At 60.6% G+C, this 22807-nt stretch carries 19 protein-coding genes and 1 pseudogene; 11 read left to right on the top strand and 9 right to left on the bottom strand.

From position 1 onward, the window contains the following. Positions 1–23 precede the first annotated feature (23 nt). Positions 24–1691: a carboxylesterase/lipase family protein gene (locus tag ACETPF_RS03730; protein WP_373932910.1), complete on the top strand. Its 1668-nt coding sequence runs from the start codon at positions 24–26 to the stop codon at positions 1689–1691. A gap of 40 nt (positions 1692–1731) precedes the next feature. Here ACETPF_RS03730 and ACETPF_RS03725 read toward each other — a convergent pair whose 3' ends face one another. Continuing rightward, on the bottom strand, positions 1732–3108 hold the full coding sequence (locus tag ACETPF_RS03725; RefSeq protein WP_373932909.1) for a formimidoylglutamate deiminase: 1377 nt from the start codon (positions 3106–3108) through the stop codon (positions 1732–1734). A gap of 89 nt (positions 3109–3197) precedes the next feature. Here ACETPF_RS03725 and hutI point away from each other — a divergent pair, with 89 nt between their 5' ends. From hutI to ACETPF_RS03680, 9 genes are all read left to right on the top strand, one after another. Further along, positions 3198–4397: an imidazolonepropionase gene (gene hutI, locus ACETPF_RS03720; protein ID WP_373933067.1), complete on the top strand. Its 1200-nt coding sequence runs from the start codon at positions 3198–3200 to the stop codon at positions 4395–4397. Beyond that, positions 4394–5926, top strand: coding sequence for a histidine ammonia-lyase (hutH, locus tag ACETPF_RS03715; RefSeq protein WP_373932908.1), 1533 nt, complete (start codon positions 4394–4396; stop codon positions 5924–5926). The genes hutI and hutH overlap by 4 nt, the downstream gene beginning before the upstream one ends. Continuing rightward, entirely contained in the window at positions 5923–6732 is an 810-nt protein-coding gene (hutG, locus tag ACETPF_RS03710) for an N-formylglutamate deformylase (protein ID WP_373932907.1), read from the top strand. The genes hutH and hutG overlap by 4 nt, the downstream gene beginning before the upstream one ends. A gap of 13 nt (positions 6733–6745) precedes the next feature. After that, entirely contained in the window at positions 6746–8413 is a 1668-nt protein-coding gene (gene hutU, locus ACETPF_RS03705; protein ID WP_373932906.1) for a urocanate hydratase, read from the top strand. Continuing rightward, on the top strand, positions 8410–8940 hold the full coding sequence (locus ACETPF_RS03700; RefSeq protein ID WP_373932905.1) for a HutD/Ves family protein: 531 nt from the start codon (positions 8410–8412) through the stop codon (positions 8938–8940). The genes hutU and ACETPF_RS03700 overlap by 4 nt, the downstream gene beginning before the upstream one ends. Before the next feature lie 393 nt (positions 8941–9333). Further along, entirely contained in the window at positions 9334–10179 is an 846-nt protein-coding gene (locus tag ACETPF_RS03695) for a hypothetical protein (RefSeq protein WP_373932904.1), read from the top strand. A gap of 48 nt (positions 10180–10227) precedes the next feature. Continuing rightward, a complete protein-coding gene (locus tag ACETPF_RS03690; protein ID WP_373932903.1) occupies positions 10228–10836 on the top strand; it encodes a HEPN domain-containing protein in 609 nt (202 codons plus the stop codon). A 79-nt stretch (positions 10837–10915) separates the two neighbouring features. Further along, positions 10916–11674 (top strand): hypothetical protein, encoded by a 759-nt coding sequence (locus ACETPF_RS03685; RefSeq protein WP_373932902.1) that lies wholly within the window; start codon positions 10916–10918, stop codon positions 11672–11674. 110 nt (positions 11675–11784) lie between these two features. Beyond that, complete coding sequence (locus ACETPF_RS03680) at positions 11785–13791, top strand: hypothetical protein (RefSeq protein WP_373932901.1); 2007 nt, start codon at positions 11785–11787, stop codon at positions 13789–13791. 86 nt (positions 13792–13877) lie between these two features. Here the strand turns inward: ACETPF_RS03680 and ACETPF_RS03675 are convergent, their stop codons facing one another. The 5 genes and pseudogenes from ACETPF_RS03675 to ACETPF_RS03655 all read right to left on the bottom strand — a co-directional run bounded on the left by ACETPF_RS03675 (position 13878) and on the right by ACETPF_RS03655 (position 19375). Continuing rightward, a complete protein-coding gene (locus tag ACETPF_RS03675) occupies positions 13878–15323 on the bottom strand; it encodes a UvrD-helicase domain-containing protein (protein WP_373932900.1) in 1446 nt (481 codons plus the stop codon). Then, a complete protein-coding gene (locus ACETPF_RS03670) occupies positions 15316–16848 on the bottom strand; it encodes an ATP-dependent nuclease (protein ID WP_373933066.1) in 1533 nt (510 codons plus the stop codon). The genes ACETPF_RS03675 and ACETPF_RS03670 overlap by 8 nt, the downstream gene beginning before the upstream one ends. 36 nt (positions 16849–16884) lie before the next feature. Next, positions 16885–17064: pseudogene (locus ACETPF_RS03665) on the bottom strand (AAA family ATPase); the annotation flags it as partial. Positions 17065–17288: 224 nt separating this feature from the next. Continuing rightward, positions 17289–19136, bottom strand: coding sequence for a hypothetical protein (locus tag ACETPF_RS03660; protein WP_373932899.1), 1848 nt, complete (start codon positions 19134–19136; stop codon positions 17289–17291). Positions 19137–19150: 14 nt separating this feature from the next. Next, positions 19151–19375, bottom strand: coding sequence for a hypothetical protein (locus tag ACETPF_RS03655; protein WP_039289897.1), 225 nt, complete (start codon positions 19373–19375; stop codon positions 19151–19153). Positions 19376–19792: 417 nt separating this feature from the next. Between ACETPF_RS03655 and ACETPF_RS03650 the strand changes: the two genes are divergently transcribed. After that, positions 19793–20386, top strand: coding sequence for a hypothetical protein (locus ACETPF_RS03650; protein ID WP_373932898.1), 594 nt, complete (start codon positions 19793–19795; stop codon positions 20384–20386). A gap of 97 nt (positions 20387–20483) precedes the next feature. Here the strand turns inward: ACETPF_RS03650 and ACETPF_RS03645 are convergent, their stop codons facing one another. The 3 genes from ACETPF_RS03645 to ACETPF_RS03635 are packed head-to-tail and all read right to left on the bottom strand — an operon-like array spanning position 20484 to position 22746. Further along, positions 20484–21233, bottom strand: coding sequence for a GNAT family N-acetyltransferase (locus ACETPF_RS03645; protein ID WP_373932897.1), 750 nt, complete (start codon positions 21231–21233; stop codon positions 20484–20486). Continuing rightward, positions 21230–22141, bottom strand: a complete 912-nt coding sequence (locus tag ACETPF_RS03640) for a nucleotidyl transferase AbiEii/AbiGii toxin family protein (protein ID WP_373932896.1) — start codon at positions 22139–22141, stop codon at positions 21230–21232. Before ACETPF_RS03640 ends, ACETPF_RS03645 begins: the two co-directional genes overlap by 4 nt. Next, positions 22138–22746: a type IV toxin-antitoxin system AbiEi family antitoxin domain-containing protein gene (locus ACETPF_RS03635; RefSeq protein ID WP_373932895.1), complete on the bottom strand. Its 609-nt coding sequence runs from the start codon at positions 22744–22746 to the stop codon at positions 22138–22140. Before ACETPF_RS03635 ends, ACETPF_RS03640 begins: the two co-directional genes overlap by 4 nt. Between the last annotated feature and the right edge of the window lie 61 nt (positions 22747–22807).

Below are 22807 nucleotides of genomic sequence, written 5' to 3'. Positions count from 1 at the left end.
TTTGGCTGAGCGGAAGGGGTTCAATGATTCGCACTGGCAAACTTCGATGGCTGCTTGGAATGGCGATCGTCCCGGCTTTGGCGGGGGGCGCCATGTCTTATGCCAGCCCGCACGCGCCTCGTGCCGTTGCGCCTGTAATGAGGACGGCCGCGATACAAACATCCGAGGGGCCGGTCGTCGGAGTCCGCGAAGGCAATGTAGAGACCTATCTGGGTATACCCTATGCCGCTGCACCCGTTGGCAATCTCCGCTGGAGACCGCCGATCGTCCCTGCGCGATGGATATCGCCCCGCAATGCCGATCATTTTGCGGACTGGTGCCTTCAGGTAGCGCCCGAGGGTTTTTCCAAGCCGATCACGAACGAGGATTGCCTCTATCTGAATGTCTTCACCCCCAAGGGGGCGTCCTCCCAGAAGAGGAAACGCGCCGTCATGGTCTGGATCCACGGGGGCGGGCTGAGGCAGGGCCGGTCGAATGATTATGATCCCACTCCGCTGGTAGAAGAAGGCGATGTGATTTTCGTTTCGTTCAACTATCGGCTGAATATCATGGGCTTCCTCGCTCATCCGGCGCTGAATCGTGAGGGACATGATTTTGGCAATTACGGACTTATGGACCAGCAGTTCGCACTTGCCTGGGTTCGCAGGAACATCGCGGCTTTTGGCGGCGATCCGGAAAACATCACGCTTATTGGCGAATCGTCCGGGGGAGCCAACGTATTCAATCATATCGCTTCGCCACGGTCCGCAGGTCTGTTTCACAAGGCGATCGTGCAGAGCGGATCACTCTGGTACGGGTCATTCGCGCCATTTTATGATGGATTGCCGCTCACCCAGGCGCAGGACGTCGGAAAGAATGTAGCTGCCATGACCGGGTGCTCCGATGTCAACGATGCGTCCTGTTTGCGATCGCTCTCGGCCGCACAGCTTGCCGATGTTGTTGGGAAGCTGCCCAGTTATTCTTTCGGGGTGGTCGTCGATGGCACAATCGTGAACCAGTCCGTGACCCGGAAGATTCTCTCCGGCGACTTCAATCGTGTGCCGGTCATCAACGGATCGAATAATGACGAATGGACATGGGTAGAGGGGCTGTGGGAACGAGCCAAAGGCCGCCCTCTGACCGCGGCGGAACTGGAGAGCCATTTGGGAGGGACGCTCGGCGATTTCGCTTCCAAAGCGGTGCCTCATTATCCACCGGCTATGTTCGGTGGGTCCGCAGGCGCCGCTTCAGCTCGTGCGGTGACGGATGGGTTGTTCATGTGCCCGATGCTAGCACTCAACGAAGCGTTGGCAGAGCACACGAAAGTATGGGGTTTCGAATTTAACGATAGGCAGGCACCATTTCCGTTCCCGGCGGCATCTTTCCCATATGGTGCCGCACACACTCTGGAAATGCAGTATATCTTCAAAAATTACACAGGTGCGGTTGGCGAACGCAAATCGCTGTCGCCCGATCAGAAGCGTCTTTCGAACGCGATGGTGGGATATTGGACAAATTTCGCCAAAAGCGGCAATCCGAATGGACCAGGCTTGGCCAAATGGCCCATGATGACGGTGGAAAAGGCACGCTACCTCTCATTGGAGCCACCCAAACCACAGCAACTTTCCTCAGCGAGCATTGACGTCGATCATCAATGCGCGACCCTGTGGCGAGATACGACCGGGCTGTCCTCGATGAAATCGCTGCCGTGATATGAATCCGGCGGCACTCATGCGCGTCAAATAGAGCGGGTCACGCCGTCAGTGTTCGCAAGGTGCGTGCATAGGCTCGGCGAATATCGTGTCGTTTATTGTGCTTGCCTGCGGTGACAACCTTTTCCCCATAGCGCCAGACGCAGTCAACCGCGCTACGCCCGGCCGCAAAGATGAACGCGTCCAGCAGCGTTTCTTCCCTTCCCAGCAAGGACGGGTGTTGCATGTCGAGGCTCACAATATCAGCGGCCGCGCCCTCGGCTATGCCACCTTTTACCCCGAGTGCCGCCGCGCCGCCGGTCAGGGCTTGGGTGTAAAGCATGCTCCCGGTCGAATGCCCCGCTGCGCTCGCCATGACATTGCGGCCGCGTAGAGACAAACGCTGGCCATATTCGAGCAGGCGCAACTCTTCGGTCGGGTCGATGAGAACATTTGAGTCCGATCCGATGCCATAGCGCCCTCCTGCTGCCATATAGTCGGGAGCCGGAAACAGGCCATCACCCAGATTCGCTTCGGTGATCGGACACAGGCCAGCGACCGCACCTGATTGCGCCAAGGCGCGAACCTCTTGTGCGGTCATATGTGTGGCATGAACGAGGCACCAACGCGCATCGACGTTGACGTGGGATAGCAGCCATTCGACCGGGCGCTGCCCGATCCAATCGATACAGTCGTCCACTTCCTTCGTCTGTTCGGCAATGTGAATGTGGATAGGGCCATCAACCGTCATGTCTGTCAAACGCGCAAGCTGCTCCGGCGATACGGCGCGCAAACTGTGCGGTGCCAAGCCCACAATGGCATCGGGCAACGCCTTGGCCAGACGGCTCGCTTCGTCAACCAACCGGCCAAACTGGTCCAGGTCATTTACGAAGCGGCGTTGGCCCTGGGTGTGGGGCAGAGCCCCGAAGCCGGAATGGGAATAAAGCACAGGTAGCAACGTCATGCCCATACCGCTGTCGGTTGCTGCGGCGATGATGGCACCGCTCATCTCGCCTATTGCGGCGTAGCGTTGCCCGTTCAGATCATGGTGGAGATAATGGAATTCGCCGACGCGGGTGAAGCCAGTTTCCAGCATTTCCATGTAGGCCAAGGCTGCGACCGCGCGAACATCGTCCGGGCTCATCCGGTCAAGGAAGCGATACATGATCTCGCGCCATGTCCAGAAGCTATCGTCGGTTGAGCCGCGCTGTTCAGCCATTCCCGCCATGGCACGTTGAAAGGCGTGGCTGTGCACATTGGGCATGCCGGGCAGGGCGCACGCATGACGTTCATCGTCGGGAAGCGGCGCGCAATTTGCTTCGATGGAGGCAAACGTTCCCGACCGGATGCCCAGACGGACATTTTCCGCCCATCCGCCGGGCAAAAGCGCTCGGTCGAAAAATAACGTGCGGACCGGGCTGCCAAGTTCGGCTTGCATTCATCGTCTCCGTCGGTACATTAATGTCTATACATTATTGAGCAGCTGATGCAATAACCGACTGCAGGATAGAGATGGGCGAGATTCGGATGCGCTGCGACATGATCTGGAAAGATGCGACGCTGGCGACCTTGGCTGGGGCAGGATTGGGCATAGTCGACCGCGGGTTGGTTGCGGCCATTGATGGCCGGATCGTCTATGCAGGGCCGGAAGCGGGCGCTGCGGGCCTTGATGCTATTGACATCGTGTCCTGCGACGGGCGGTGGATCACGCCGGGGCTGATCGACTGCCACACGCACATTATCCATGGAGGAAATCGCGCAACCGAGTGGGAAATGCGTCTGGCAGGCGCATCCTATGAGGACATTGCGCGGGCGGGCGGCGGCATTCTTTCCACCATGAATGCGACGCGTATGGCGAGCGATGACGAACTGCTGGCCTCCGCGCTGGAGCGCGTCGATGCGCTGATCGCCGAGGGGGTGGCCGGTATCGAGGTCAAATCCGGCTATGGCCTGAACCTCGAAGCGGAAATGAAAATGCTGCGGGTCGCGCGCCGGATCGGCGAGGAGCGTCCGATCCATGTCAGCACCACTTTTCTGGGCGCACACGCGCTACCACCAGAATTTGCGGGCGATGCCGACGGCTATATCGATTTGCTGTGCCGCGAGTGGCTGCCGGCAATCGCTGGCGAAGGCCTCGCCGATGCGGTCGATATTTTCTGTGAGGGTATAGGCTTTTCTCGTGTGCAGACAGAGAAAGTGTTTAAGGCGGCTCAGCAACATGGTCTGCCAGTCAAGCTGCACGCAGAACAGCTTTCCAACCTGCACGGCGCCGCACTGGCTGCGCAATATGGCGCGTTGTCCGCCGACCACCTCGAGTATCTCGATAGCGATGGAATAGCGGCGATGAAGGCGGCGGGCACCGTCGCGACCCTGTTGCCCGGGGCCTTCTACTTCATGCGCGAGACGAAACTGCCGCCCGTTCAGGCACTGCGTGACGCTGGCGTCCCGATCGCGCTGGCAACAGATTGCAACCCCGGCACGTCCCCGCTGACGTCCATGCTGCACACCATGAATATGGGCGCGACCCTGTTCCACCTCACGGTTGAGGAATGCCTCGCTGGGGTCACGCGCAACGCCGCGCGGGCGCTGGGCTGGCAGGAGCAGGTTGGTACGCTGGAAATCGGCAAGCGCTGTGACCTGGCGATATGGGACATCGAAAGCCCCGCCGAGCTGGTTTATCGCATGGGGTTCAATCCGCTCCATGCCCGTGTCTGGAGTGGTCAATGAACGCTGTCATACTCGTCCCCGGTGAAGTCAGTCTTTCGCAATGGCGCGCCATCTATCATGGTGCTCCGGCGAAGCTGGACACTGCTTCCGCACCGCGTATTGCCGCAGCGGCGGATGCCGTCGCGCGCATATTGGCGAAGGGTCAGCCGATATACGGCATCAATACCGGCTTTGGTAAATTGGCGAGCGTCCGCATCGGTGATGCAGAACTCACACGGTTGCAGCGCAATATCGTCTTGAGCCACGCGGCGGGGACAGGCGCGCCAAGCCCGGTTTCCGTCATCCGTCTGATGATGGCGTTGAAACTCGCCAGTCTGGCGCAGGGGGCTTCGGGCGTACGGCCGGAAACGGTTGCAATGCTGGAAGCGATGCTCGCGCGGGGCTTGACGCCTGTTGTGCCCTGCCAGGGTTCTGTCGGGGCAAGCGGCGACCTGGCGCCGCTGGCGCATATGGCGGCAACAATGATCGGCGTGGGCGAGATTTTCGTCGATGGAGAGCGACTGCCTGCTCCTGTTGCTCTGAAAAGCGCGGGTCTGGCACCGATGGAACTGGGCCCGAAGGAGGGCCTGGCTTTATTGAACGGTACGCAATTTTCCACTGCCAACGCGCTTGCGGGGCTGTTCGACGCGGACAACCTCTTTCGCACCGCGCTTGTGACCGGCGCACTCTCCACCGAAGCGGCCAAAGGCACCGACGCGCCGTTCGACCCGCGCATCCATCAATTGCGCCGCCACGCCGGGCAGATCGCGGTGGGAGACGCGCTGCGTTCGCTGATGGCCGGTTCGGCCATTCGCGCCTCGCACCGGGACGATGATCCGCGCGTGCAGGACCCCTATTGCCTGCGTTGTCAGCCGCAGGTGATGGGAGCGGCGTTGGACGTGCTGCGCTCCGCTGCTGCGATGCTGGAGACGGAAGCCAATGGCGTGTCGGACAATCCGCTGATTTTCCCCGAAACGGATGAGGCGCTGTCTGGAGGCAACTTCCACGCTGAGCCGGTCGCCTTCGCGGCGGATATGATCGCGATGGCCGTGTGCGAGATCGGATCGATGGCAGAACGCCGCATCGCGATGCTGGTCGATCCCGCCTTGTCCGGCCTGCCGGCGTTTCTGACGCCCAAGCCGGGGCTCAATTCCGGCTTCATGATCCCGCAGGTGACGGCGGCGGCGCTGGTCAGCGAGAACAAGCAACGCGCTTATCCGGCGAGCGTCGACTCCATCCCGACCTCGGCCAATCAGGAGGATCATGTATCGATGGCGGCGCACGGCGCGCGGCGACTGCTGGACATGGTCGCCAATGCAGAGGCTGTCATCGGCATCGAGTTGCTGGCCGCCGCACAGGGATGCGATTTTCATGCACCGCTAAAATCTTCGGTCGCGCTGGAGGCGGGGCGATCCTGCCTGCGGGCCGAGGTGCCGCATCTTGACGAAGACCGGCATTTTCATCCCGACATGGAAACGGTTAACGCGCTGGTGCGATCCGGAATGATCGTGCGAGCGGTCGGCATGGCGCTACCAGGGGTGGTGCAATGAAATGGCTTGAGATTCATCAAGGGGACGCCCCCCTCATTGTCGCCTTTCCTCACACCGGCACCGATCTTGCGGACGTTGGCGGCCAATTTCGTTCGGAGTGGCTGGCGCGGCGCGATGCCGACTGGTGGATCGACCAACTCTACGGCTTCGCCCGTGAATGGGGCGCGACGACCGTAAGGACATCGATTTCCCGAAGCGTGATTGATGTCAACCGCGACCCCTCCGGTGCTTCACTCTATCCCGGACAGGCCACGACGGACCTGTGCCCGACCACGACGTTCGACGGTGAGCCGCTCTATGGGTCTGGCCTCCCCGACGAGGAGGAGATCGCTCGCCGCCGCTGCAACTGGTTCACGCCTTATCACAAGGTGCTGGCCGACGAAATTATCCGGCTGCGATCCATCCATCCGAACATTGTGCTATATGACGCCCACTCGATCCGCAGCCATATTCCGCGTCTGTTTGACGGCGACCTGCCATGTTTCAACATCGGCACGAATGGCGACGCGAGCTGTGCGCCCACCCTTTCAAAAATGGTGGAATCTGTCTGCGCGGCGAGCGGCCAGTCCTATGTGCTGAATGGCCGGTTCAAGGGCGGCTGGACAACACGCCACTACGGCATACCGGGCAATGGCATACATGCCATCCAGATGGAGCTGGCGATCCGGAGCTATCTGGATGAACCTTCGGAACCCGATGAAACCAATTGGCCGCCGCCATTCGCGCTAGAGCGCGCCGCGCCTCTCACCGACATTTTAACCGATGTTCTGAAGGCCTGTCTGGCTTTCGCACATGATGCAAATTGACGAGGATTTATTAATGACCCGTTTCGATAACAGCCGCGTTATCAAAGCCGCAACTGGCACGAATTTGAACGCAAAAAGCTGGCTGACCGAAGCCCCGTTGCGGATGCTCATGAACAATTTGCATCCCGATGTTGCCGAGCGACCGGAAGAACTTGTCGTATATGGCGGCATTGGCCGCGCTGCGCGCGATTGGGAAAGCTATGACAAGATTGTCGAAACGCTGAAGCGGCTTGAGAATGATGAGACGCTGCTCGTCCAGTCGGGCAAGCCGGTGGGCGTTTTCAAAACCCACAAGGACGCGCCCCGCGTGCTGATCGCCAATTCCAACCTCGTGCCCCAATGGGCGAATTGGGAGCATTTCGACGAGCTGGATCGCAAGGGACTGGCGATGTACGGCCAGATGACAGCCGGTTCATGGATATATATCGGGACGCAAGGCATCGTTCAGGGCACCTACGAAACATTCGTGGAAATGGGGCGTCGGCATTATGACGGCGATCTGTCGGGCAAGTGGCTGCTGACCGCGGGGCTGGGTGGCATGGGCGGTGCGCAACCGCTCGCCGCCGTCATGGCGGGCGCGTCCTGTATCGCTATCGAGTGCCAGCAAAGCCGGATCGATATGCGCCTGCGCACCGGTTATCTCGACACGAGCGCCGCAACGATCGACGAGGCCATGGCCATCATCGATCAGGCCAATGCGGAGAAGAAGCCCGTGTCGGTAGGGCTGCTCGGCAACGCCGCCGAATTGCTGCCGGAGATGTTCGCGCGCGGCATTCGGCCCGATCTGCTGACCGACCAGACCAGCGCACATGATCCGGTCAATGGCTATCTGCCCGCAGGCTGGAGCGTTGACCGCTGGATTGCCTCGCGCGAACAAGACCCCGTCGGCGTCGCTGCCGCGGCAAAGGCTTCCATGGCCCAACATGTGCAGGCGATGCTCGATTTCCAGGCGGCAGGCGTTCCGACCGTCGATTATGGCAACAATATCCGGCAGGTCGCAAAGGACCATGGTGTGGCAGACGCTTTCGCATTTCCCGGCTTCGTGCCCGCCTATATCCGTCCGCTCTTCTGCCGTGGCATCGGTCCGTTTCGCTGGGCCGCACTGTCGGGGGATCCGGAAGATATCTACAAGACCGATGCGAAGGTTAAGGAACTGATTCCGCATGACGCGCATCTCCATCGCTGGATCGACATGGCGCGGGAGAAAATCCAGTTTCAGGGGCTGCCTGCGCGCATCTGCTGGGTCGGTCTGGGTGACAGACATCGTCTGGGGCTGGCTTTCAACGAGATGGTGGCGAGCGGTGAGCTAAAGGCGCCCGTCGTCATTGGCCGCGACCATCTCGACTCCGGGTCGGTCGCTTCGCCCAATCGCGAAACAGAAGCCATGCGCGACGGATCGGATGCGGTAAGTGACTGGCCGTTGCTCAATGCCTTGCTCAACACGGCGAGTGGAGCCACTTGGGTATCGCTCCACCATGGTGGCGGCGTCGGCATGGGCTATTCGCAGCATTCGGGCATGGTCATCGTCGCTGACGGTACATCCGAAGCAGCGACGCGGCTGGAGCGTGTTCTGTGGAACGATCCGGCGACGGGCGTGATGCGCCATGCCGACGCGGGTTATGATGTCGCACTCGATTGCGCGCGCGACAAGGGGCTGGACCTGCCGGGCATATTGGGGTGAGCGACGTCACGATCCTGCGCGCGGCCGATCGGGTTGCACAGCCTTGGAAAAATGGCGGCGGCATCACGCGAGAGGTCGCTGTTTTTCCGCCTGGCGCGGGCATGGATGAATTTGAATGGCGAGTAAGTATTGCCGATGTCAGCGCTGTCGGCGCATTCTCCCCCTTCAAAGGCGTCGATCGCATATTGACCGTTCTGGAGGGACAATTGCGGTTGGACATCGATGGCGCCGCGCAACCAATTGTGCTTGGGGCAGGCGATCGTCATGCATTCGCTGGCGAAGCTGCCGTCGTCGGAACGCCTTTTGGCAAAGACGTGCGTGACCTCAACATAATGACAAGGCGCGGCAGATGGCTTGCACGGATCGCACCTTACCAGCCCGGCCTGTCAGGCGGTGATGTTCGTGTCGCCATAGCTACGCAAGACTGTGCCGGGCTTGCGCAGTGGGACGGACTGCTATTGTCCGATGGCAACGAGCCGCCGCCTGGCTTTTATGGTTATTTGATAAGGCTGGATCACATGGGTTGATCAAGAGTCCGAAATTCTTCGATTGTCGGGCGGCGACCGCCTCAAAGCATCAGGTTGGTGACGGTCCTGCGCTGCGATACCGGCTCTGAAGCGCGATCCCGCCTAAATCCGCCGGTAGCGGAAGTACCAGACCTTAGTTATCAAGTGGCAATAAACAATTGAAATAACACGATAAAATCCGCTCTTGATGACCGCTAATTTCTGCCATGTAATCACCGTACAATCACCGTTTCCGAAGCGCTATCGCGCGGCAGCGCGCGTTCGGGCGGGGACCTCGCCGTCACGAGATGTGATTCACATCGCTGCACGACGTGCTTGTGTCCGTCGCCAGCAGGATTGTCGAGGGTCTGGTCGATCCGCTGACTTGGTCCGCCCGATCGACTATGGCGAGGTATGTCCCTCACCGATGCCCTAACGAAAGCCCACGCCAAACTAAGCATTCCGGTCAACGGGCTCTATCTTCCCGTGCCCAAGGTCGTCGAAAGCCTGCAGCGCTTCTGTCGACCGCTGGTCTTCCACAATGACGGATATGATCACGACATCTCGTTTTCCGGCTCATGCCTCCTGTTCCGACACCGGGGTCACAACCTGCTGTTGTGCACCCGGCATCAGCTTACGAATGCAAAGCGCACATCAGACCAGATCATTCTAGTAGTCGAGGAGGCGAACGGCCGTCGGGTCGGGATCAATCCGAACGAGGTGAGCCAAGGCGTTCTCGATCCGTCGTCCGACCCCGCATATGCCGACTTGGCCGATATCATGATAGCGGAATATTCGCCTCGAAATCTTGGGCGCGACCTTGCGCCGCACTTCCTCTCCTTTGACCTCGAGTCCGCTCGTGATCTGCGGACGGTCGATCCTGCCTTGGTCGATGCAATCTTCTCAATCGGCTATCCAGCCGTCGACACGTCCTATGACACCACATTTGACGATAATTGGCAGTTGCTCGGCGTCGATGTCGTGTCACGCTGGTGGAAGCTCTATTTCAAGCCAGCGGCGCCGACCGTGTGGGATGCCGCCGGCACGGTTGCGTTGGAGCCCGCGAACAACCAAGACCCTATCCCCGATGACCCGGACGGGATGAGCGGTGCGCCGGTATTCTTCATCCACGGGATCAAAGCCGGGCAGCCTGAACTCGGCTTTGCCGGCATCATCGTGCGCGGGAATAGGAGCAGTCGCGTTAACATGATCGAGGCCGCGCAGATCAGGAAGGCCCTGGCCCTTCACCTCGGTGCATGAAGCTGGCGGTCTGCGCCGCTGGCGGTGAATGTGTGATGGGGGCGCAATATGAAGCGATTCAAGTTCGAGGAAATCCTGGAAAGCGAGTTTCGCTGGCCAACGGCCGGGGACGTCCCATTCGTCGCCGCAGCCGATGCCATGGCTAACGCCAACATCGCCAAGGACGAATTCACGCGGCTCGTGCTGATGACTGACGGCTACAAGAAGGCCGCCGATCTCATGGTCGAGCATGCAACGAGCAATCCGGCGGAGCGCGACTATCTCGTCTGCCCGATCATCTTCAACTATCGTCAGTTCATCGAGCTATCGCTCAAATATGTTATCGCGACCTACGGCCACACCGTCGGCATCGAACCGATATGGAAATCGCACGATCTCGCCCGGCTCTGGCAGATCTTCGCGGAGTTGCTGCAACGCTACGGCACGAGCGATCCGGACGACGCCGATCCCATAGTTTCAGAGGTCGTCGCCGAATTCGCCAAGATCGACCCCGGCTCTTATTCCTATCGCTACCCCGTCGACACGCACGGCCAGCCGATCCCGATCACCTATGAGGATCTTTATCTGCCGACCCTCGCGGATGTCATCAACGGTGTGGCTGGCTATTTCTCCGGTACTGACGGTTATCTGAGCGATCTACAGGGCGCCAGACCCTGATGGCCAGTTCACCGACCTTATCCCCGGCGAGCGCCGCGCCACACTGGCACGAGCGATCGGACCCCGTTAGGTCTTGATCATGGCCGACACCCAGTTCCGAGACTTTATCCATGGAGCAACGCCGCTAACCGGCCAACTCGGCCTGACGCATGTCACCGACTGCGCGAGGCTTTCCGGCCTCGTCGCGTCCCGAAAGCTCGAACCGCGCCTTTGTGACGTGTTTGGTGAACCGTTGGTCTATCTTTTCTACGGCCGCCCAGCCTATCGGCGCGCATGGAGCGGCGGCGCGACCACCAATCTCGATTACGCGCGAATATGCCTGATCCTGCGCGATGATGTGGCCGCGCATGCCCATCGTATCCTTCCGTTCGATAGCGGCGGCTTTGGCCGGTACAGCGGCGCGTTCCATGACAGTCTGACATTGGCGGATTTCGAGATTTTGCCGACCGACCATCCCCTGAAGATCATCGGCGCGTTCTACGACAGCCTCGAAGACTATTGGATGATGGAGCCGGTGCAGCCTCGGACGTTTCCGGTCACCCAGCACATCGTCCGGTCCTACTACCAGTTGATCACCGGCGGGCTGTCGGAGCAATTCGACGATCGCTGCTCGGCGATCGAGGTGCAGCTCGCCGACACGCTCCTTCTCGACGGACAGGTCCTGGCCGTCATCGGCCCCAATCAGATTTTCGACGATCCCAAGGTGAAGGCGATGGTTGCCGACTGGGGCGCGGAACCGCGCGGGTATCGCGTCCCCAGAATGTTCAACCCGGCCGAGGTGGCGGGTCGCATCTTCAGCGAGGTCGAGCGCTTCCTGGAGGACCAGACGTGGCTGTAGCGAGGGCCCCATCGCAAGCGCGCGCCGTCGCGGTCTTCAACCCCACCGCACCCGCGCCGGGATTTCTGCAGCCGCTGCTGGCCGGCATCGGCGGGGACAATCGCAGCTTCGTGCAGGTATTGGCCGCGCCCGCGCGACTCATCGGTTTCGCGGAGGTCGCGTGGCCCGATCGCGATTTTGTCAGCTTGAACGAAGAGCCTGTCTTACAGATCGGCGGCGAACCCCTTTGGGGCTTCCTTTTCCCCGACGAGCCGCCACTCGTCGCGCTCTGGTCCACGTTTCGAGAGAGGATGCGCACGCGGGTCGATGATCCGAAACTCGCCGACAAGCCTCTCCAGCTTTTCGACATCGTCGACACGCTCGACTTCGACGAATTCAAGCCGGCAGTCTATGTCAGAGCCTATCGCGCCTATGCCGAGATGGGACCGACCGCCGCCAATCGTTGGCGCGACCGCTCCATCCTCGAGCCGGCGCTGGCGCGCATGCTGCCAGCGCTGGGACTGCCGCCGCATCGCACGACGGTGATCGATGGTCCGGCTGGAGAAACAAGCTCCACGACGCCGCGTTTGCGAGCGCGCTTGGCGGATGGTGAACTCCTCGTGTTTCTTGAAGGCGCAATCGGCGAAGCGGAGCAGCGGGGCTTTCAGGATGCCTACGACCAGCTGGTCGCACGGTATCCGGACCTTTTCCCGGATGGCGTCCGGGTCATGGCGACACACCCTCCGAGGCGCGCTGGCCCGCCACAAATCAAGGCAGAGGGTACGACCGTCGTCCTTGTCGGCCGGATCCGCGAAGGCCAAGTCTCCTATGATGAGTGGACCAGCCAGGGCTTCGAGGTCGTGGACGAGAGCCGCTTCCACCCGGCGCTTCGCATTCGTCGCGTTCCCAAACTGACCATACTTCTCGGCGCTCAGCCCGATTGGCCGCAGCTGGTCGAAGCCGGCATGCGAATGGGCGAACATGCTGCGGTGATCGTCTCGCTCTCCACGTCGGCCGCGCCGCTCCTGCGCGACCTCGAATTCCAAGCGCAAACCAACCTGCCGACGGTTACCTTCTTCGCCCCTTATGCCACCAGTACGGTGAGGGGCCGCGATCCCGTGACGCCCATCCGGCCCCTTCTCGAAATCGTACAGCGCGAAATGGACGGCGGCCCATTCTTCGATGTCCACCGCCTATTCAAAGCGCAGCACAACATGCTGGTGCGTGAACCCCTCTGGTCGAACCAGACGTCAATCGAACCGGCCTGCCGTCTCGCGGCGCGCGCGCTGAAGGCTGGCGCCGTTTTCGGTGGGGTTGCTCGCCTCTATTCGCAAGGGGCGGTCAGCCGAGCCGACCACCAGGATTTTGTCGCCGCGCTCTCGCACCTGTTCCAGATCGACGAGAGTGAGCCGGTCCATATCGAGGCGCGGCGCGCCGCACTGCTCTTGCTGGTCGAGCGGATCGCGCAAAACGAACCGTCCCACTATGCCGATAGCCAGCGGCAAGGGATCATGCGCCTGTTCGAACTGCGCGGGTGGCGCATCGGTCAAGATCATGGCCGGGCATTCGACCTCGAAGATGACCAGCGGCGGTTCGGTGTCGTCATCGTTGATCACGCCCGGGACGTGCCTGCGGAAGATCCCGAGGCGGCCGCTCCCGGCCTGACCCGTGCGCCCCTGCTGGTGATCCATGTCCAAGCGCGTCGGGAGCAGCTTCTCATTGGCAATCGCGGGCAATTTTTCCACGCCGCGATCGAAGATATCGCCCTCATCGAGCCAGGGACCCTGTGGGTGTGGAAGGTATTGAGCCGTCAGCTCTTCGAACCCGCCGCGCGTCCATCCCAAGGCGCGCTGCGGCTGTGTGCCAGCCTCATTGTCGAAGCGGTCCGCCAGGGGCGTATTCAGCGGTCACTCTCGGACATTGACTGGAACCATATCCAGGATCTGCTCACCTCTTCGGATTGTGAGAGGTTCATCCGGTTCGTCGATCGGCGGACACCGCGGCGCACGGCCACGCTTGTGATCCAGATCGCCGACAAGTCTGGTTCCGACAACCAGCAGATCGCGGTCGATTTGACGATCGAAGATGATGGACCTGTCGTTCAGGGCACCGATTTCACGGAACTACCGTTCGACTGATCGACGGGCTTGGCAGCAGCCTTGCGCGCTGGTTGCGCCACATCATAGTCGCCGCTGACATTAGCGCGATTAAGTGCCGGGCAAATTTAGCTGGGAAGTCGGATACTTCTGTCCGGCGAGAGGATCGTGATCCGATGGGTGGCGCGGGTGAGCGCCACGTACCAATCCTTGTTGCTCAGGCTGGGCGAGTGGACGATAACGACATTCGCAAATTCCAGCCCTTTGACCAGCAAGGTGCTGCCCACACTATAATAGGGCACGCGCCGGCCAGCGTGCCGAAGTTGATTCTGGACGCGCCAAACCGCCTCGGCGAGACTGATGTCTTCGCCAGACATGATCAGCTTGAGCGCAGAACGCACCGCCGACAGCATCTCGCGGCGATAGATATGGCATGCGGGCAGACCGGCAAAACCGTCGATCAGTGCGAGACACGACGCGTTGCTCGCATCCTGCTCGAGCGCGAGCGCCAGCCCGATCAGGGTTCCAAAGCGCGTTTCGCCGAGCTTGCGGCCGAGCTTTCGTGCCGCAACGGCCTTTTTGAAGTCGGCCCGGCCGATGCCCGACATGCACTTCTCGAGCAGATCCAGCGTGGCTTCGAGTCGCTTGGGGCCGTTGGTCGTGGCAAGTTTCCGGGTCGCACCGAAGATCGCCTTGCACTCCACGGGCTCGATTGTGGAGAAACGCTGCTTTCCAAGCGAGCGCGCGATCGCGGCTCTCGCGCCTTCATTCACCGAATCCGCGATGACGACTAGGTTGCCATCGTTGCCCATGGCCTTGAGGCACGCGTTGATGATCTTGTTTTGGCGAGGGCCATCCTGGTCCGGGAGCCACTCCCACGACACGCAGGCTGGGCGCTTGTCCAGCGCAACGTTGCTGCCACTTTCGAGCACCGGTCTAATCGCTTCAAGCCATGTGGCGAGCGCCGAATTGCCGTGACGATGCCACCGGTGGGCCTTCGTAAGTGTCCGGATGAGGGGGAAGTGCGGAAAGACCGCCGCATTCCAATCGACCGGCGCCTGGCCGTTGAAATCGAAGATCGCCTGTAGCGGATCTCCGAACACGCATGTGGGCAGAACCTTTGAGATGGCCGTGACAATCTCGTGCTGGCGGTGACTGCAATCCTGATATTCGTCGACCAGGACCCCGCAATAGGAGGCGCGCAGCACACGTTCGATGGCTCCACTCGCTAGCAGTTTCAGCGCCGCCGCGTAGACCGCCGACCAAGCCTGCTCACCCTTAGGTTCCGTCACGGTTAGCCCGGAGCGTAGTGGGTAGGATGCGGAATAGCGTAGGCACCAGCCAGCGATGGTGTCGATCGCGTATCGGTTGGTAGACACCTTGCGGTCGCGAAGTCGACGGCGCAGCGCATCGACTCCGGCATGGGTGTGAGTCAGGATAAGACGCCGGCCCTCGCTATGTTCGACAGCATTAACGATCTGCTCGGTCTTGCCGCAGCCGGCGGCCGCGACAACGCTGCCTGCGCGAGTCGCACAGACAATGGCGGCTAGATCTGCATCATCAGCTTCAGCCATCGATCCAGTCGCGGATACGCTGAAGGCCGCTTGCCAAAGGCGTCATCGGAATTTGATGGAGACAGGGCTGGACGATCGCTGCAATCGCTTCGCCGTGATCGATCGACTTGAACCAAGGCTTATTCTTCGCCTTGGCGGTCACACCGAGAATGCGGCGAAAGGCAGGCGTGTCGAAACCTACCGGCAAGGTGAGATCGGGAAGAGGTGTGGTGCCCGCGAGCGTGCACTGCGCGTTGATGCGCGTCAATATGCTTTCCGCGGTGTGACAGGACGCCGCATAGGCAATCAGGTCCCGTACGATGTCCCATGGGACGTCGAGAAAGATGCGCTCTTCGGTCGAGCAGGCATCGGGCCAAAGCAGCATCACCGCGCCGGCGGCCTCAGCGGCGGAGATATCGGCAGGGGATGGTGGCTCGTCGGTATCGAGCAATGCCAGACATTGATATCCGAGTTCCTGAAGGTGCTTGGTCAGCATGACCGCCTCGGGCACGCCGCGCCCGTCGATCGCGACCGTGCCGCTCCATGCGAAGGAATCGGAGCCAGCAGCGATCCAGAGCGCGTCGAGCCCGCGGAGCAATCCGCATTCGGTCCGGCCTTCGCCGACCAAGATACGACGCGCGAGAAAGGCTTCGGGAGAACTGCGTAGATAGCGTTGGGCGGCGCCGTCTTGGGTCGTGCCCTTGACCGAGCGCACCACAGTATCGCCATCGTCACAGCGCACGGCGTGGATATTGGGCGCGCTGAGTTCGCGCAGGACGACTTCGGAATGGGTGGTCAGGAATATCTGCGGCGCAGCGGCAGTAGCGGGGGCGATGCCGGTTGGCGGCGGTGCGAGCAGATACTTCAGCAGGCGGGTAATCCGGTGCGGCTCGAGGCCGTGCTCGATCTCGTCGACCAGCGCGATATGCGAGCCGCGCGCATTATGCTGGAGCGCGGAGATAATGAGCCTGGAGGAGCCGGTGCCGAGCGTACGGAGCGGCAAATCGCCATCGTGCAGCGTGACACCGCCCGCCGTGATCGAGGCGCTCTGGAGATCGAGCTCGGCGGTCAGCCCTTTGCGGACTCTAACCGAAAAGTGCTTACCCAAGCTCTCGGCACGCTCCGTCGGGATAGCGAAGACATCCTTGTTGCTGAGGCGAAAGGCGGCGCGCGCAGCGCGACTGGCTGCGGCGAGCTGTTCGGTCATACGGGCGCCATCGCCGATGCGGTTCAGAATCGAATGGCGTCCCCAACCAAGGTGGCGTTCGGCGTACGGTCCAAGACGCGTGGTCGCCAGTTCGCGGGCATCGGTGAAGCGCAACGAGGGCGGGTCGTCGGTGCCGCTGAGCCGGTCGTTGAAAATCGACCAACGCCCCTCGAGTGTAGCGGGATCAAGTTCGACGCGGATCGAGAGCGCGTCGACAAAGCCGGCGTCGGTTTCGCCAGGCTCGTCGATGAGGGTAGCGGTTGTGGGATCCCAGCCCCGCAAATGAAGGCCATAGCGATTGTCTGCGCAAAACTCAGCTGGAATGCCGACCAGGGTCACTGTGATCGTGGCGGCGGCGGTGAAATCGAGATTATGGAAGTCGGTATCGTCGCCGAGGTAATTGCTACGCGGATTGAGCGCGAGGTCGATCGCATCAAGGATCGTTGTTTTGGTCGAATCCCCTGGTCCAATGAGGCAGTTCATGCCCGGCGATGGCGACCAGTCGAGGGATCGGATTCCGCGGTAATTCCTGATCTCGAGATGAGCGATCCTCACAGAAACCCTTCCGGCGCTAGGCGCGCTTCATCATGAGATACTTGTGTAGCAGATCGCCGGCCGAGGTTAGTGAGCGAGGCGTTACAATGGAAACCACCCGCCGCAGCGGCGAGTTGGCCGCGGCGTCGACGATTTCCTGAGTCACAATCAGACATAGACAGTGGTCGGCCGTCATCGCTCACACTGGGCAATCTGCGACTGAAACGAATGGTTGCGCATGCCGGTTATCCCAATGCACTGACACTGGCCATTCGCACGCGGTCTTTGATCCATTTGCGCGCTGACGCCAGACTTTGACGATAATCGTCGGCCGCCATCGATAGAGATTCTGGCGACGTCGCGCGTTCAAGATCTTCGGTCGACCAGTCGTCGAGCATGCGCTTTGCCAGAGCGAAACAGGTGGCCTTCCCAACTCTGAAAGCCAGAGTGCGCTGGGACGCCTGCAATGCGGTTGCGCGTGCTTCGTCCGGATCTTCGGCATCAGAAAACTCGTTTGACAGTTCGTCCGCCATCTTGGCGACGACCGGATACAGACCGTTCACGAACAGCGTTTGTACCTCCGGGTAGAAGCGGGCGGCTCGGCCTTTCATCTCGCGATCGGCAATCTCGTCGGCTTCGGTGAGAATTTTGATCTCAGGAGCGCGCTCAAGCGCCCGCGCAAGCTTCGACGCGGTCGCGCCTTCAGGCGCCATTCGCACGCGCGATGTCGATGCCCGGGGCTCACTCGGTTTTACCGCCGGCCTGATCCCTAGGACTTTCTCCTCGTCTTCCTCAGACTGGAGCGTCGTCGGTTCAGGCTCGGCAAGCCCGGCGTCATTGGCTTCAGACCGAGTGATCTGTTCCGGGCTCTTCTTAACGACATTGGTCGGCACGCGAAGCTCGTCGAGCAGTGACTGAAGGTCGGATTGAAGATCGTTCAGATCATCGGCGCTGTCGGGGGATTCCGACCTGATGACCTCCTTCACCCAGTCGGGCATGAGCTGCCGGACCAGATAGGCATGTTGATCGGCAGTAAGCGGCGATCGATCGTGGCGCCACGTAAGGGCATCGCGGTACTGGTTTGGAAATGCCGCATCATCCGGCAGCCGGATTTCAACCGTCAATACCTTCGATCCGAATGGTATCCCGAACGTGGGTGCGACCGACGACCATACTTTCTGCGTGCGAAAGTCATACCGTTCATCGCGGTAAACCAGAGCCAGGAATGTCGTTGATCCGGTCGCTGCGTTGGCCCGAGCACTGTAGGTATGGCTTGATCCTTCGTGCTTGGGGTCATGGATGTAACGAACGGCTATGCCCGTCTCCACATCGATGACGTCTTCATGACGCGGAAGCCGATCGAGAATTTCGTCGAGCGTGCGGAGTTGGCGGAACTTACCTGTTTCGTCCTTGCCGCCACCTTTAGTCATCGAGACGTCGATGCGCACTTGCACACCCGGCGAGAATGACACGAAACGCCTAAAAATGGAGGTGGCAATGAAGCTGCGGTCAACCGACACGCCTGTGCCGATCGGCTCGGCAACCGTATCGTGGTCAAGGCTTTCGCCAAACAGCACCACTTCCGTCCAGTCGAAATCGGTGGCTGTCCCCGCCGCCTGGACGACTGAAGTGACATCATAGATCGTATCGGTCTGGCCATCAGCCAGTTGCACGGAGAAGCGAACATAGGTCTGTTCCTCCTCGTCCCATCCGATCGTGACCTCGTTGACTTCTCCGTCCTTGCAGGACCGATAGCGGATCCCATCAGGCGACGCGGCGAGCCCTGATACCTTTGCGCCGATGCCAAAGTTTCCGTCGAGCGCCATCATCTTGTTGACCGATGAACTCAGGTCGGTCGCGCGCCGCAGCTCGGCCGCGCTCATCCCGACGCCGGTGTTCCAGAAGGTCAGCTTCCGCACGCCGTCGATCACCGTGGGGAAAATCTCGACGCGCCGATTGCCTTCGGGCGCGAGCGCTGCATTCTCGTCGGCGTTCTTGAAGAATTCGCGGATGAGCGTGTTGATAGGCGCCTGCTGAATCAGCCGGTTGATCAGGAACGTCTTGTCACCAATTCCGAGGTGTTCCGGCCGCATGGTCTCATCCCTGTTTAGAGCTTGAAGCTGTCCGAAGGCTCATTGGACGATCCGAAGCGCTTCTCGAGGTCGGACACCGCCTCCTTCAGCGCTTTGCTGATCTTCCGGATATCGGCGTCGCTAAATTCGTAGGCGCGACGGTTCGAAAGATTCCCCAACTTGCGGATCGCGTCCAACGCAATCTGTGTGCGCCCTTCCGCCAAGCGCACAAAATTCGTCCTCTTTTCACTGTCAGCCACGAGTCGTCTCCATCACGAATTTCAAGGTAATCATGGCCCCCCATTTTTGCAATAGTTCGACGTATTTCACCGTGATATTCGTCGACGCACCGTTGTGAGATTTGATAAGGCACTGGAATTGCGAGATAAAGCCGCTCTGTGGACCATAATCTGCAGCTAACGCCCCCCGACGATGCCTCACGTTTGACCAAATTTCTCCCGTCTCTTGTGGCTAACCAAAGTCTGCCGGGCCAATTCACAGGTAACATCGGCCTATTTGCTCATCGGCGAGATGTTCGTCGTATTCACGACCGTGGCGACGGGGTCCGGTTCGCTGTCAAAAACGGATGCCGTGTAGCTCGCCAACCGGTCTGATCGGGATCGTTAGATGCCCGGCAGCATGATAGCGTTGCGGATCACGGAATAATCGAGGCCAGAGTGTTCAAGACCGCAGTCGGCAAGAAGGAGCTATCGGCGATCATTCAATCAATGTCTGACCTCGATGTTGCTCGCTTCCTCTACTGCCAAGAAATGGCCGGAGCCTATCTTGCTGTTGGCAAGTTCGAAAGCATGCTCATCTCGGCAATGCACATGTGCGACCGGGTCAAGTTGCAGAAGGCGCTCGGACCGGATCAGGGTGCTTGGGAGCGATCGGTGGCAAAAGAAGCTTTGCTTGAGGGTTCCACCTTGGGATCATTGATCAAGATTCTCGAGCGCCACGAAATCGACGATGCCGACATCGCTTATCTGAAATGGATCAAAGATAAGCGTGATTACTTTGTCCATCGCCTCTTCCACGAGGGCGCTTGGCCGGGCGATTTGGACGAGCTTGGATGCCAGTTGATGCGTCGGCGTCTTGTCGCACTTCAGCTGTTGCTGAAACGCGGCGAACGGAACATTTGGCTAATTTTTGAAAGAGCTGGTTTCGTTGAGCTAGATCGGCTCAGTGACGGCAGTTTCCTCGCGATGAACATGGGCATCTACGACGCGATCCAAAGTGACGTAGCCATAATGAAGCGCGACGTGGACTAGGTGCGTCATAATCTCGATTTACGCCGCGCAGATCACTGCGTCCGCAGACATCCCAGTGTGAAAGCGCGACGGAAAGTTGAGCATGCCGGCCTTGCGATCACCCGTCAGCGGGCTCAACCGCATCGATATAGAATGCTCCGCCTTTCCAATCCCGTGTCACGCCAGCTTCCTCGGCTTCCTCATATTTCGCCTTGCAGAAGCAGCGAACCTCACCATCGACCTCGATCTTGACGGCAAGATCTTTTCCCTCCGGCTCGTCATCGCAAAGACCGATGACCCGGCGCTCTAGCATGATCGCGCCATCATCGATGCGCCCACCGCGAACACGATGGGACGCGATCGGCGGAACGGGGCCGCTCCCGTAGGTTGCCGCCTCCGGATAGAAGCCGATCACGACGTCGGCGGTGGGCAGGTCGGCAGGCAGGTCGAACGACCGTGATAGGATACGCCGTGCGGTGATCGTGCCCCACTCCCTCAGGTCACCGAACCGTTCGAAACCATGGCGCTGCCAGAAGGTCCACGAGCTTCGCGGCGAACATTCGATCGACAGGACATTCACATTGTCGTCCATCGCCCGCTGCAATGATGCCGCGAATAGCGCATCCCCCAGCCCCTGTCGGCGGCAGTCCTTGCGGACACTGACAATGTCAGGCGCATAGTCGCCCACCTGCACGGCGACGGGCTCATCGTCGCACCGAATGACCCAGAGATCGCCATGCTCAAGAGCGCTCTCGATGATCCGGCGGTTGCACCAGAAGCCTTCGCCGTCCTCCTCATATTCTCGCTTGAGCCACGTGAGGACCGCGGCGAGATCGGCGGGCGTTGCCTTGACAACCTCCATGATCATATCTCCCACGGGCCGCCGGGACGCCAGCGCCCCTCAAAGGCCGCGCCGCCAGCCAGGGCTGCGGCTGGCGGCATCACCAACCGCTCGATCTGCGCCTGAACAACCGGAAACGGCTCTGGCGCCAGCGCAATTTCGGTGCGCCTGAGAAAGGCGGCCCACTGGCCCTGCCTCTCGTCGGCATAGGCTGCGGTCAACGCAGCCGGGACTTGCTCCGGCATTTTCGTCTGGCGCCGCTCGAAGGTCGCGGCGATCGCGCGCGCCAGCACTGTGCCGTTGAATTCGAACGTATTGGCGATGGCCCAAAGATCGTAGAAGTCCTTCAGGCGGGTGTTGATCATATCGAGCGCCACCATCGCCTGGAATTTCTCCGCAACGACCGTTTCCGGCGGATAGGCGAGCAACTCCGCCATCGGCTGATCGAGCATCGAGGGATAGCGTATGTCGATAGGCGCTGGGGTAACCGCATCGCCATAACCAATGTCGATGTGCACCGGCAGGCGTGCGCCCGCGAGTTCGGCGAGAAAGTCGATCCGGACGCCGGCATATTCATCCTCGGCGCGCGCAGCAGCAGCCTTCAGCGTGTCCGGCCGGAACAGGATTCCATCATCCTCGACCTCAACGGCGAGGATTTCCTGAAACACCGAGGCCAGCTTGTCCGGCGCATTCTCGCCGGCCCCGAGCAGATCGAGATCGCCGGTCGCGCGGTACGGCGCGTCGGCCCACAGGCTGAAAAGCATTGCGCCCTTCAGGATGAAACGGTCTCGATACGGCGAACGGCTCAACCGATAGAGCAATCGCTCGATGACATAGCGCGTCATCAGCAGCTGCGCGTTTTCCCGCCGGCTGCGCGCCCGCGCAACGAGGCGGTCGCGGACCGAGATCGCGACATTCTTCGGTGCCAGGCTCACACCATCGCCTCGAGATACGGCCGCATCACCGCTTGAACGCGATCCATCTGCGCATAGCGGTAGATCTGATTGAGATCGCGGCGGGAGCGGGTCTTCATAAAGTCGCGCAGCGCCTCGACCGCCACATCGATACCGATCTTGTTCCGATGCTTGAAGCAGTCGGCGACCGTCTTTGCCGGGTCGGTGATCGGAACCGGCACCCCATCGATCATATGGGTCTCGACACCGGCCGTGAGCGCTTCACCGCTGGCGCGCACGATCTTGAGCGCGACCGATGCGTTCACCGGTGCCCAATCTTTCTGTCCCAGCATCATCCAGACCATGTGCGGCGTCTGCGTGGTCAGCTCGTGATATTGCAGTGCCGACAGGAGGCAGATCACGCCTTTGGGCTGGATCCGGGCTGCTTCCGCCAGACTGGTGCTGCTTTCGATCGACGCATCCGCGAGTTTGTAGAGACCGCGCCCGATCTGCTGCAGAATACCCTGCTCGCGCAGCCGCTGCACCGTTGCCCTCGTGACACCGGCCGCATCGAAGTCGCGGCCTCGCGCAATGCCGCACTGGCGTGCGACCTCAAGGGCCCGATCGCGGTGACTCGCAGTTTCCATAGGCGATGATATAATTCCTTGGTGTTTACGCGCAATGACCAAGGAATTGTATCGCGGCTAA

It is taken from the genome of Sphingobium agrisoli (genome assembly GCF_041877245.1).
Taxonomy (GTDB): Bacteria; Pseudomonadota; Alphaproteobacteria; order Sphingomonadales; family Sphingomonadaceae; genus Sphingobium.
Note: the sequence above shows the minus strand (reverse complement) of the source record. Positions and strands in the feature narration are given on the sequence as shown.